Source organism: Claveliimonas bilis (assembly GCF_030296775.1).
Classification (GTDB): domain Bacteria; phylum Bacillota; class Clostridia; order Lachnospirales; family Lachnospiraceae; genus Claveliimonas; species Claveliimonas bilis.
The window spans coordinates 409,306-421,777 of the sequence record NZ_AP027742.1; the positions used below are offsets into that span (position 1 = coordinate 409,306).

Here is a 12,472-nt window from a genome sequence, read left to right on the forward strand (position 1 = left end):
ATATGAGCAAAAAAATTGCCTGTCTGGTTAAGGTGATTCCGGATGTGGATCATTTTGCATACGATTATGAAAAAAACATTCTTGTCAGAGAGAATCAAAGATCGGTTCTGAATCCAGACGATGCATGTGCAGCGGCGGCGGCCCTGGAGCTGAAGAAAAAGACAGACGCTCAGGTGACAGCAGTTACCATGGGGCCGGAGTCAAGCCGCAAATATATGGAAGACTTGCTCCGAAGAGGAGCAGACAGAGCGGTTCTGATCACGGATCCGGCATACAGGGGAAGCGACACTTATGTGACGGCGAAGATCCTTGCCGGATATCTGGAAAAAGAAGGATTTGACCTGATCTTCTGCGGAACCCGCACGCTGGATGGAGATACCTCTCATATCCCGTCCCAGGTAGCAGAGTTTTTAAATATGAATGTGATGAATCATGTGGTGAAAGTGGCGGAAAGCCAGCAGAGTGAGGAAGAAGTGACAGTAAAAGTAAAAGCTGAGACAGAGTCTTTGCTGTTTGTCATTGATCTTCCGGCTGTGATCGCCCTTTCCTCTGACAGCAAATACAAGCTTCCCTTCGTAAAATATGAGGACAGGAAAAAAGACGTATCCGACAGGCTGACGATCATTACAAATGACGATCTTCATATGGCCCCGGAAGAGACAGGGCTGGAGGGATCGAAAACAAAGGTTGTCCGTACATATCCAAAACACTGCGAATATAAAGAAAAAAAGGTCGTTCAAAATGACGAGCAGGGGATTGAATATGTTTACGAGTATTTAAAAGAAAAAGGATTTTTATAGTATGACAAGAGGATTGGTTTATCTTGACCGTAAAGATATCAGGCGTTCTGCACAGCTTTTGGAGGTTGTGCGAAGTCTGTACCCGGAGGCTTTTGTAGACGCGGTGATTTTCGGAGAAGGAAACTGGGAAATAGAAGGTTTCTTCGACGAGGTACATCATTTCCTGGTGGAAGAGGATTTGCTGTATGATGTGCGCAGGATTGCGAAACACATACAGGATCTTCAGGAGGAAAAACAGTATGACTGTATTGTGATCCCGGCAACCCGTGAGGGACGGATGATGGCGCCGGCGCTGGCAATGAAGCTGCAGACAGGTCTTGTGGCGGATGTGGTGGAAGTGTCCAGAGAAAACGAAGAAATCTGTATGATGCGCCCGGCCTTTGACGGAAAGCTGATGGCCTGCATTACGAATCAGTCGAAGGGACCTGTCATGATGACGGTCAGACCCGGAGCCTTTCGCATGGCGGAGAAGCACATTCCTGAAAGGAAGGAATCTGCAAAAGTTATCATACACCGCTGTGAAAAGGAGGCTGCTCCTGGAATCCGCCTGCTGGAGAAGCAGGAGGCAGGGGAGAGCAAAGATATCCGGGAAGCGAGGGTGCTTGTATCTGGAGGAGGCGGAGTGGGAGAGCGTTTTCCGCAGCTTGAAAAGCTGGCAGATCTCCTTCACGGAATGGTTTCCTCCAGCAGAAGGCTTGTGGATGCAGGGATTACGCCCAGAAGTATACAGGTAGGTCAGTCCGGTAAGATTGTAAGCCCCAGATTATATGTTGCGCTCGGGATTTACGGATCTTTGCAGCATATGGAAGGACTTAGCAAAGTCGGGGATATTATAGCGGTCAATACGAATAAAAATGCGCCGATCTGCAGCCTTGCCTCTGTTGTGGTAGAAGGCGATGCGATCGAATTTGTGGATAAATTATCGAAAAAAATTATAAAAGAAAAGGAGAAATAAATTATGAAACAGATTACAGATTTCAACATGAACTATTTTTCACTGAAAGGGAAAAATGCAATCGTAACAGGAGGAAATACCGGACTTGGACAGGCGTTTTCACTGGCCCTTGCAAAAGCCGGAGCAAACATTTTCATGCCAAGCGTTATGCCGGATGATCCGGAGTTTAATAAGCTGATCGAAGCAGAAGGCGGAAAAGCTTATTACATGGAAGCAGATCTGACAAAAGACGGTATGGCAAAGGTTGTTACAGACACTGCTCTGGAAAAAATGGGATCCATTGATATCCTCGTAAACTGTGCGGGAATCTGCCCTTGTGAAGAGTGGGAAAATTTCGGAAGAGATCTGTGGGATAAAGGAACAGCAATCAACCTGACAGCAGCTTTTGAAATGACTACAGAATGCGGAAAGGTTATGAAAGAACAAAGAAGCGGAAAGATCATCAACATCTGCTCCTTGTTCTCTTTCCTGGGATGCCAGCTGTCTCCGGTATATGTTGCTACAAAACACGGTATTGCAGGTCTTACAAAGGCTTACTGTGATGAACTTGGACAGTACAATATCCAGGTAAACGGAATCGCTCCGGGATACTTTAAGACAAAAGCTGCAGAATATTCTGCAAACGATCCGGTAAGAAGCCAGAGAATCGTAGATCATACACCTGCAAACAGATGGGGAGAAGTTCATGACCTGATGGGAACGGTTGTATTCCTTGCAAGCGAAGCGTCCCAGTTTGTAAACGGACATATTCTGGCTGTAGACGGAGGCTATCTCGTTCGTTAATTTAGATTAAATTTCAGGAGAAAGACATGGAAAAGAAATATATTGTAGGCATCGATGTAGGTTCCCAGAGTGCGAAGGTGCTGATCTATGATCTCAAAGGCCACATTGCTGCAAAAGGGAAGAAAAAACTGGCGCCGATGCATCTGGCAGAGCCGGGAATCGTAGAGCATCCGGGAGATGACCTGTGGGAATCTTTGAGTGAGGCCTGCCGCCTGGCGCTGGAAGACTTCAAGGAAGATTACAGCACAATTATCGGCGTTGGTATCGGAGGTATCCGCTGCTGCAGAGTACTTCTCAAAAAAGACGGTACTTTGGCGCAGCCGGTGATCAGCTGGATGGATGCAAGAACAGCAGTGCCATATGAACACACAAATCCGGAGGTCGCTTATGTGACTTCCACCACAGGATATCTGTCCTGCCGTCTGACGGGAGAATTTAAAGACTGTATCGGAAATGCTTTCGGCGAGTGGCCGGTGGACATGGAGACATGGAACTGGAGCGAAGATGAGGAAGTGATCCGCAAATATCAGATCCCGAGGGAAATGTTATTCGAGGCAGTAGGGCCGGGAGAAATCCTCGGACATGTGACAAAGGCGGCCTCTGAAAAAACAGGATTGCCGGAAGGGCTTCCGGTAGTCAGCGTGACCAATGACAAGGCAGTAGAGGGCCTGGGAGCCGGACTGGTGAACGATCAGACGGCAGTGATTTCCCTTGGAACATACATTACTCTTATGATCCAGGGTAAGGAACTTCCAAAGGATCCAAAGGCGCTTTGGGCAATCATCTCATCTGTGCCGGGAAAATATCTGTACGAAAGCTACGGTATCCGCCGTGGAATGTGGACAGTAAGCTGGTTCCGCGATCTCTTTGGAGACGGGCTCATGCAGGAAGCGGCAAAACAGGGATTGTCCCCGGAAGAGCTGCTGAATAAGAAAGCAGAGAAGGTTCCGGCAGGATCGGACGGACTGATGACGGTTCTTGACTGGCTGGCAAATCCGTGGGAGCCGTACAAAAAGGGAATCATGATCGGCTTTGGCGCTCACATGGATGAAGCATATATGTACCGGTCTATTCTGGAAGGTATTGCTTATACAATGAAGAACAACTGCGATGCTATGTGTGAAGAGCTGGGCAAGCCTCTGAAAGAGATCGTGATCTCGGGAGGCGGTTCCAACAGCGACCTGTTTATGCAGATTTTTGCGGATATTTTCAATGTGCCTGCAAAGAGAAATGTAGTAAACGAATCAGCAAGTCTGGGCGCTGTTATCAACACTGCAGTTGCGCTGGGAGAATATGAAAGCTACGAAAAAGCTGTAGAAGAGATGGTAGAGATAAAAGATGTATTTATGCCGATCGAAAAGAATGCACAGCTGTATCAGAAGCTGAACCAGCGGGCATATAAGAACATGGCAAATTATACAGATGGCGTACTGAAAGAAATTTACAACGTCTATAATGAAGATGTGTAAAAGGTCTACCACCTGATGCCTTTGGGGAAGTTACGCCCGTTCTTTGACATAGCGGGCGATAACTTCCTCGATAAATATAAAGAAAATGATTCTGGATTTTTCATAGGCAATCGGAGAGAGCGTCTGGAACGTATCGGTGAGAAAGATGATCTGTCCGTAATCCGGGATGATGGAGGTGTTGTATTCTTCCACCAGCAGAAGAAGCTGGGCTCCCTTTTCTTTTGCCACTCTCTTATAATTGCGGAAGGAATCATAAGTGCCGGTGGCGGAGAAGATTACCACGATCGTGTCGGAATCTATAACGGAAGCCGCAGCAAGTTCATCCTCGCTTACGATGATGGTCTGGCTGCTGAAGAGCTGCAGTTTAAACTGGAAATACTGGGCGCAGTACTTGGAAGGACCGTAGCCTACCAGGACAATCTTTTTATACTGACGTATTTCGCTGATGAACCGATCGATGAGAGACTGGTCAAAAGTGTCCAGGAAGTGACGGATACGAGCAAATTCATCAGAAAAAGTTTTGGTGACTGGCTGGCGTTTGCAAATATAGTCCCGGTACTGTTTGTAGTTCTGGAAGCCAAGTTTTTTGACGAATTTTGATATCTTGGACGGAGAACAATGGCAGATTTCGGAAGCTTCCACGATCGTCAGTTTTTCATTTTTCTGGCATTCTTCTGTGAGGATTTTATGAATCTCTGTGTCCAGAGCGTTTAGTTGTCCGCTCATATCAATTTCTAACATGTTAAAGTCTCCTCCTGTTTTGGCCCGATAGTTTCGGGACTATCCGTATATTTGAAATAGTGAGATGTTCTTTAGTAAATATTTTATATGATTAAAAAAGAGATGTAAAGAAACAAAATTTTTAGATAACCATAAAATGACTGACGAAATATACAAAAATAATCGTGAAAAATCTGCGTTTTTCACAAAAATGACAAAAGGGGATTGACGAAAACAAGTGCATTTGCTATGGTTAAAGCAAGTTAAAACTGAATAGAGCGAAGAATCGTTAGAAGATAAAATGCAGAAAGACGATCAGATATATTGTTGTAACAGCAACAGATTATATTTGATGCGTCTTTTTTTATTTGCCGGAAACGTTCACTCTATTCTGACGGCGCAAAAGAGAAAACTACAAAAACAAAAGGAAAGGAAGATGAGGTTTTATGCATCAAATTAACGATTTTCACATGGGATTATTTTCTCTGGAGGGGAAAAATGCAGTAGTAACAGGAGGAAACTCCGGACTTGGACAGGCGTTTTCACTTGCTCTTGCAAAAGGCGGAGCAAATGTGTTGGCAGCCAGTATCGTAGATGATGACGGGGAGACAAAAGAGCTGATCGAAGGATGCGGCAAAGAATATCGGTTTGTAAAAGCAGATATTACGGCAGATGGAGAATGTAAAAGAGTAGTAGACGAATGTGTGAACACATGGGGAAGTATTGATATCCTTGTGAACTGTGCAGGACTTAGCATTAATATCGAAGATGTTACACAGTACACCAGAGAGCCCTGGGACAAGATGGTAGCTGTTAACCTGACAGCGGCATTTGAGATGACACACGAGGCGTTAAAATACATGATCCCGCAGAACAGCGGAAAGATCATCAACATCGGATCTCTTTATACATTCCTTGGCGGACAGTGGTCCCCGGCTTATGCGGCAACAAAGCATGGTATTGCAGGACTTGCCAAAGCAATGTGCGACGAACTTGCACAGTTTAATATCCAGGTAAATACCATTGCTCCCGGATATTTTGCAACAAAACTGACAGAGAAGACAAGAAGTGATCCGAAGAGAAACGCAGAGATCCTTGCCCATATTCCGGCAAACAGATGGGGCGATCTGTATGACCTTATGGGAGCATGCGTATTCCTTGCAAGCAATGCTTCCGACTACGTAAACGGACATATTCTTACAGTAGACGGCGGATTTTTGATGAGATAACGAAGAACGGAAACTAAGTGACGGATAAAATCAGGAATGGAGAATAAGAATGGGACAGACAGCGAAGAAAAGAAATAAATGGGTGACTTTTATAATTGTTTGTATGACAACAGGTGTTATCACCGAGCTTCCATATTTGAGGTGGCAGCTATATGAACCGTTAAGAGAAGCGCTGGGACAGACGAATACGGAATTTGGCCTGTCAATGAGCTTGTTTGGAGTTCTGGCAGCAATTCTGTACATACCGGGCGGATGGCTTGCAGACAGAATTTCACACCGGAAGCTGTTTACGGCTTCGGCGATCGGATGCGGAATCCTGGGACTGTGGCTTTCTACGATGCCTTCTTTTACAGCAACCATGATCATTCATGCACTGTGGGCAGTGACAAACATCGGAATGTTCTGGCCGGCAATGACAAAAGCGATTTCTCTTCTGGAAGAAAGTGAAGGCCAGGGAAAGATATTCGGACTCTTTGAAGGAGTCAGAGGAGTATTCGTTCTGGTTATGTGGCTGGGATTGATGCAGGTGTTTGAAAAGCTGGGCGGTATCCAGGCGGTTATCCTGGCTTTGTCTATCCTGTCCATTATCACAGGAGTGATCAGTTTCTTCTTCATGGCAGATAATACAGGAGAGGCAACGACGAGCAGCCAGTCTGTTATGAAAGATATGGCGACCGCATTAAAAACCCCGTCCGTATGGGTTGTGGCAATCGTTATCTTTACGATTTACGCTACATATTCCGCTTCTTCCTATATGCAGCCCTATTGTGAGACAGTTCTTGGAATGTCCGCGGTGGCAGCAGGCTATGTAGGAATCTTGAGAAAAGATGCGATCCGTCTTCTGGGCGCTCCTATCAGTGGATTTATTTCAGAGAAAATGGGCGGAAGATGTGCTCTTCTGATCGGAATCTTTGATATCCTGTTCATCATTTCTCTGGCAATCCTTCTGGTGCTTCCTGTAGGCGCACAGTATACAGTTGTTACAGTTGTTATCCTGGTAGCGACATCCTTTGCTATTTACGGTATGCGCGGTATGTATTATGCTATTATTGATGAGATCGGAACACCGAAGAAAATATACGGAGCAGTAGCTGGTTTTGCGATGTTTATCGGCTTCCTTCCGGACGCTTTTAACTCCACACTGTGCGGATACTGGCTGGATGCGTATCCGGGTGCACAGGGATATCGGAATATCTTCATTTATATGCTGGTGCTGATCATTGTAAATGTTATACTGATAGGAATACTTCTGCGCTACATCAGTAAAAACAAAGAGCAGATCAGGAAAAATCAGCAGGAACTGAAAGGAGAAGTTGCAGAATGAAATATGTGATCGGGATTGACGGAGGAACCCAGAGTACCAAGGTTGGGATTTACGACCTGAAGGGAAATCTGGTATGCGAAGAAAAAGTTTCACTTCGCCCGCTGTATGTGCCGGATGCAGATACAGCAGAGCACCCGGACGATGATCTGTGGGATTCCCTGATTACTGCAAGCAGAAGACTGATGCAGAAATTCGAGGGAGGAAAGGAAAATATTATAGGAATTGGCCTGGGAAGTATCCGGTGCTGCAGAACGTATCTGAAAAAAGACGGAACTCTTGCCTATCCGGTGATCAACTGGATGGATAAGCGTCTGGCGAAACCTTATCAGAAGGATATTCCTGAAATGGCATATCTTTCTACGACCACAGGTTATCTGACAGTCAGGATGACGGGTGAGTTTAAGGATACGGCGGCAAATTATGAAGGAGTGTATGGGCCGTTTGACAAAAAGAAATGGGATTGGAGCGACAATCCGGCAGATTATGAGCCTTACAATATTACCCGCGAAAATCTGTTTGACCTTGTTATGCCGGGAGATATTCTTGGTTATGTGACAAAAGAGGCCAGTGAAGCTACATTGCTTCCGGAAGGCTGCCCGGTGATCGCTACTGCCAATGACAAGGCGGCGGAAGGTCTGGGAGCCGGAATCCGGGACGACGGTTCCTGCCTGGTATCACTTGGAACTTACATCGGAGGTATGGTACGCGGGAAAGAGTATACAGACACTTCCGTAGATTACTGGTCCAACCTGTCGGCGATCCCTCACGAATATTTATATGAAACAAGTGTCGGCATCCGCAGAGGTATGTGGAGCGTATCATGGTTCAAGGAACTTCTGGGAGAACCTATGGAAGAGAAAGCGGCGTCTCTCGGAGTCAGTGTGGAAGAGCTTTTGGAGGAAGAGGCAAAGCAGGTTACTCCCGGAAGCGAAGGCCTGATCACAGTGGGAGAATTTCTGGCGCCAAACAATATGCCATACCGCAAAGCAATGTTTATCGGTTTTGACGGACGCCACAAAAGAGCGCATATGTACCGGTCCATCCTGGAAGCGATCGCAATGACAATGAAGATAAATGTGGACGCTATGTGCAATGAGCTTCAAATGAAGCCGAGCCAGGTGATCGTATCAGGAGGAGGATCCAACAGTCCTTTGTTCATGCAGATTTTTGCCGATGTATTTGGAATCAGAAGTGTCAGAAATGTCATAAACAATGCAGCGGGCCTGGGAGCAGCCATCAATGCGGCTGTAGGTGTGGGAGAATATCCGGATTATGAGACTGCAATAGATAACATGGTTCGGATCCGTGACGGATTTGAGCCAAATCTGGAGCACACGAAAGTTTATGACGATATTATCAACAATATATATAGAAACATTAAAGACTATTCAGATCCTATCAATCAGAAAATTTATGATATGTTCGGCTAGTTATTGAGGCCAGAATATATAAGAAAGATCATATCAGCAGGAGGAAAATCATGAGTTTATCAAGAGAAAAAATTGTGGAAGAGTTAGTGAAAATTTGCGGGGAGGAAGCTGTCGTTACTGACATTGAAGTACTGCAGGAAAGTTCTTATGACAGATTCCGGAAATATGAAGGGTACAATAAGGTGTTTACCAACCCTCTTCCGGCAGCAGTGGTTTTTGTAAAAGATAAATACCAGGTGTCAGAAGTTCTGCGCTTTGCCAATGCATATGGAATTAATGTAGTGCCAAGAACAGGACATTCTGCGACAGAAGGCGGCCTGGAGACGATCGTAGAAAACTCCATTGTACTGGACGGCTCCCAGATGAAGAAAATCATCAACGTAGATACATATAATATGCAGGCAACCTGTGAATGCGGTGTTGTGCTGGAAGATCTTGAAAATCATGTAAGAGAACTGGGATATACAACAGGACATTCTCCGCAGTCAAAACCTCTGGCACAGATGGGCGGACTTGTAGCAACAAGAAGTATCGGACAGTTTTCCACACTTTACGGCGGTATTGAGGATATGCTTGCAGGAGTGGAAGCGGTATTTCCGGACGGTACAATTACAAATATCAAGGCAGTTCCGAGAAGATCAGCAGGTCCGGATATCCGTCACGTAGTACTGGGAAATGAAGGAACACTTTGCTTTATTACAGAAGTAACAGTGAAGCTGTTCCGCTATTATCCGGAATACAACGTATGCCAGGGATATACATTAGATGATATGATCACAGGACTTCGGATCATGCATGATGTTATGGCGGCAGGATACAAACCGGCAGTGGCAAGACTCTATGATGAAGAAGACGGAAAAGAGCATTTCTCCCATTTCGCACCTGGAAAATGTGTGCTTCTGTTTGTGACAGAGGGTCCGGAAAAGGTGTCCAAGGCAAATGCAGAGGGAATCAGAGAAATCATTTCCCAGCATCCGGAATGCGAAGAGGTTGATCACAAACTGATCGAAACATGGTTTGCAAATCTGAACTGGGATGCAGCCAGAATTGAAGAAGAAAGAAAAGAAGTGCTGGAAACAAAGAATGTATGCTGTACAACAGAGATTTCCGCAAGCTGGAGCGCGGTAGAAGATATTTACCGCATCTGCAAGGAAAGAGTAGTGAATGAAATTCCGGATATCACTGTATTCGGTGCACATGCATCACACTGCTATTCTAACGGAATCAACCTCTATTTCGTATACTGGTACAATGTAGTTGACTGTGCTCCGGAAGATGAGATCAACAAATATCACCTTCCGATCAAGAAGATCATCTGCGAGGAAACGATCAAGGCCGGAGGATCCATGTGCCATCACCATGGTGTAGGCAAACATCGTGTACACTGGATCGATAAAGAACACGGATCAGCGCTGTATATCGTAAAACGTCTGAAAGCAGCGTTCGACCCCAATGGAATCATGAATATCGGAACCATTCTGCCATATAAGAAATAATGAAGATACTGGTAACATTTAAGGTGATTCCGGACCTTGACCAGATGTCGGCGGGCGATTACTGTGCGGATGAAAGGATGATGGTGGACACTTCCTTTGTCCGTACAATACTCAACTGCTTTGATGAAAGCGGATTGGAATTTGGATTAAGACTTTCTGATGAGGCAGAAAGTCTTAATCTGGTTGTAGAAACGACTGCCCTTACTGTTGCAGAAAAGCAGGCAGAACTTTATCTGAAAACACTGGCAGCCCTGAAATACAGCCACACAGTCTGCGTAAACGCCGAGGGAAGGGATATTAGATTTGAGCCGGAATCAGTTGCGGAGTCTGTTTACAGATACTGCAAAGAACATCCGCAGGACTATATTATTATGGGAAATCAGGCGGCGCCTGGAAATAATGGTCTGACTCCGAAAATCCTGGCGGAAAAGCTGGGAGTTTTGCTGTTGGAAAATGTGATCGATCTTCATGTGAAAGAAGATGGGGAGCTGGAGGTCACTACAGAGGAAGAAGACGGAGTCTATGTACAGGAGATATCTGCGCCGGCAATTCTTTCTATTGGCAACGCGGTGATCAGTAAGCTTAGAGTTCCTACTTTGAAAGCCAGGATGGCGTCCAAAGAAAAAGAAAGTGAATTTTTGAAAATGCCGGAGCAATCAGAGCGAAGGAAAAAGACTCTTGTATCGTTAAAGTACGTGAACCGGGAACGTGCAGGAGAAATTCTGGAGGGTGATGAAGGACTTCGCATATTTGCTGAAAAATATGAAAAAAATAAGAGGGAATAAATGGTTATGAAAAAATGGCTGATTATTTTGTGCGGGGCCAAATGGCAGCGTTTGGAGAAGCAGGAAGCGCAAAGCCTCCGGATTGCTAAGCTGTGCAAAGACCAGGGCATAGAGACAGAAATAGTAGTATATCGTTATCAGGCCCAAGGGGCGGAAGTTATAGACTATATGGTCGGTCAGGTCCTTTCCCGGCATCAGGTGGAGCAATATGACGGGTTTGTTTTTACAAGCCACTTTTATGCAGGAAGAGCAGCCGGGAAGCTGGCAGCTGTTTTGGGGTGTGATTGTGTGACTGACGCCAGGCGGCTGGAATTTTCCGGATATTATCCGGTGTTTTACAAAATGGCTTATAACTGCAATGTAGAGGCGGGATTTTGTCTGAAAGGGCAATTTGCAGTGAGTCTGGATGTCTGGAGGGAAGAGGACACGGAAGATAGAGAAGGCGGCGACGGTATTTCCCGAAAAGAAATGGAGATTGAAGCAGCGGCCTCTCCTTATTTGAAGAATCGCCGGAGAATACAGGAGAAAGGAATGCAGGAAGAATCTGCAGTCCTGATTGCGGTGGGAAAAGGAGTGGGATCCAAAGAGATGGTAGAGCAGTTCCGGAATTATGCGAAAAGCCGGAAGTTTCTTTTTGGAGTCAGCAGACCGGTGGCAATGAACGGATGGGCGAAGATTGACGAGATCATCGGCGTGTCCGGACATATTTACCAGCCGAAAGTCTGTATTGCGGTGGGGGTATCAGGATCGGCGGCTTTTTATGCAGGAATTGAAGGAAGCGGCTGGATTGTATCCATAAATTCAGATCCCAAGGCGCCGATCATTAAAATGTCGGATGCATCCTTTACGGATGATTATAAAAATATCTGGCCTCGGATGGAACAGATTTTGTAGAGCAAAAAATTAAAATCAACATTACGTTTTGAAAAAAACATTGTGCAGAGCCTTGCGAGTGGATTGACAGGAGGCTCTGCACAATTTAACATGTATATATAATATAGGAAGCTGTTTTGGATGAGGCCGGCCTTTTGAAAAGGCTACAAGGAGGAAGGCGATCTCATGAAGGACTTAATGGAAGTAATGGAAGAAAACCCTGTAATACTCGGGCTGAGCAAAGACGAGGACATACCGATCGTTCTGGAAAACGAGGCCAAAGTTGTATTTGTTCTATACGGAGACCTTGTCAGGATCGGGGACATTGTCCATACGTTAAAAGAAGGCGGGAAACTGGTTTTTGTAAATATCGATATGGTGGACGGATTCGCAGGACGGACGTCGGTAGTGAAGTTTATCAAGAAAAATACAGAGGCGGATGGAATTATCAGTTCTAAAGCATCTCTCGTCCGGGCGGCAAAGGAAGAAGGGCTGTATACAGTACATCGATTTTTTATCCTGGATGCTCTGGCTTACCGCAATATCGGGAAACAGTTGGAAATCAGCCGGCCGGATATGATCAATAATGAGGTGTGATAGCGATAGCG

The 12,472-nt window shown here is 45.5% G+C and carries 12 protein-coding genes; 11 read left to right on the forward strand and 1 reads right to left on the reverse strand.

The genetic code is table 11. The annotated features are described in order from the left end of the window. Nucleotides 1–2: 2 nt before the first annotated feature. The 4 genes from R2J37_RS01880 to R2J37_RS01895 are packed head-to-tail and all read left to right on the forward strand — an operon-like array spanning nucleotide 3 to nucleotide 4,007. The gene (locus tag R2J37_RS01880) at nucleotides 3–800 is read left to right on the forward strand and encodes an electron transfer flavoprotein subunit beta/FixA family protein (RefSeq protein ID WP_316266102.1); all 798 of its coding nucleotides are present in this window, start codon (nucleotides 3–5) and stop codon (nucleotides 798–800) included. Nucleotide 801: 1 nt separating this feature from the next. Further along, a complete protein-coding gene (locus R2J37_RS01885; protein WP_316266103.1) occupies nucleotides 802–1,755 on the forward strand; it encodes an electron transfer flavoprotein subunit alpha/FixB family protein in 954 nt (317 codons plus the stop codon). A 3-nt stretch (nucleotides 1,756–1,758) separates the two neighbouring features. After that, the gene (locus R2J37_RS01890) at nucleotides 1,759–2,538 is read left to right on the forward strand and encodes an SDR family oxidoreductase (protein WP_316266104.1); all 780 of its coding nucleotides are present in this window, start codon (nucleotides 1,759–1,761) and stop codon (nucleotides 2,536–2,538) included. Nucleotides 2,539–2,564: 26 nt separating this feature from the next. Beyond that, nucleotides 2,565–4,007 carry an FGGY-family carbohydrate kinase gene (locus R2J37_RS01895; RefSeq protein WP_316266105.1) on the forward strand — a complete coding sequence of 481 codons (1,443 nt, stop codon included), beginning with the start codon at nucleotides 2,565–2,567 and terminating at the stop codon, nucleotides 4,005–4,007. 30 nt (nucleotides 4,008–4,037) lie between these two features. On the opposite strand, the gene R2J37_RS01900 is transcribed toward R2J37_RS01895, so the two are convergent. Beyond that, the gene (locus tag R2J37_RS01900) at nucleotides 4,038–4,748 is read right to left on the reverse strand and encodes a MurR/RpiR family transcriptional regulator (RefSeq protein WP_230107250.1); all 711 of its coding nucleotides are present in this window, start codon (nucleotides 4,746–4,748) and stop codon (nucleotides 4,038–4,040) included. Between the two features lie 425 nt (nucleotides 4,749–5,173). Here R2J37_RS01900 and R2J37_RS01905 point away from each other — a divergent pair, with 425 nt between their 5' ends. The 7 genes from R2J37_RS01905 to R2J37_RS01935 all read left to right on the forward strand — a co-directional run bounded on the left by R2J37_RS01905 (nucleotide 5,174) and on the right by R2J37_RS01935 (nucleotide 12,461). Beyond that, nucleotides 5,174–5,956, forward strand: coding sequence for an SDR family oxidoreductase (locus tag R2J37_RS01905; RefSeq protein ID WP_230107249.1), 783 nt, complete (start codon nucleotides 5,174–5,176; stop codon nucleotides 5,954–5,956). A gap of 49 nt (nucleotides 5,957–6,005) precedes the next feature. Beyond that, nucleotides 6,006–7,280 carry an MFS transporter gene (locus tag R2J37_RS01910; protein ID WP_230107248.1) on the forward strand — a complete coding sequence of 425 codons (1,275 nt, stop codon included), beginning with the start codon at nucleotides 6,006–6,008 and terminating at the stop codon, nucleotides 7,278–7,280. Then, a complete protein-coding gene (locus R2J37_RS01915) occupies nucleotides 7,277–8,710 on the forward strand; it encodes an FGGY-family carbohydrate kinase (RefSeq protein ID WP_316266106.1) in 1,434 nt (477 codons plus the stop codon). The genes R2J37_RS01910 and R2J37_RS01915 overlap by 4 nt, the downstream gene beginning before the upstream one ends. A 50-nt stretch (nucleotides 8,711–8,760) precedes the next feature. After that, nucleotides 8,761–10,206 carry an FAD-binding oxidoreductase gene (locus R2J37_RS01920; RefSeq protein WP_230107246.1) on the forward strand — a complete coding sequence of 482 codons (1,446 nt, stop codon included), beginning with the start codon at nucleotides 8,761–8,763 and terminating at the stop codon, nucleotides 10,204–10,206. Next, nucleotides 10,206–10,991, forward strand: a complete 786-nt coding sequence (locus R2J37_RS01925; protein ID WP_316266107.1) for an electron transfer flavoprotein subunit beta/FixA family protein — start codon at nucleotides 10,206–10,208, stop codon at nucleotides 10,989–10,991. The genes R2J37_RS01920 and R2J37_RS01925 overlap by 1 nt, the downstream gene beginning before the upstream one ends. Further along, the gene (locus R2J37_RS01930; protein ID WP_316266108.1) at nucleotides 10,992–11,885 is read left to right on the forward strand and encodes an FAD-binding protein; all 894 of its coding nucleotides are present in this window, start codon (nucleotides 10,992–10,994) and stop codon (nucleotides 11,883–11,885) included. A gap of 165 nt (nucleotides 11,886–12,050) precedes the next feature. Beyond that, complete coding sequence (locus tag R2J37_RS01935; RefSeq protein ID WP_316266109.1) at nucleotides 12,051–12,461, forward strand: glycerol-3-phosphate responsive antiterminator; 411 nt, start codon at nucleotides 12,051–12,053, stop codon at nucleotides 12,459–12,461. Nucleotides 12,462–12,472 lie beyond the last annotated feature (11 nt).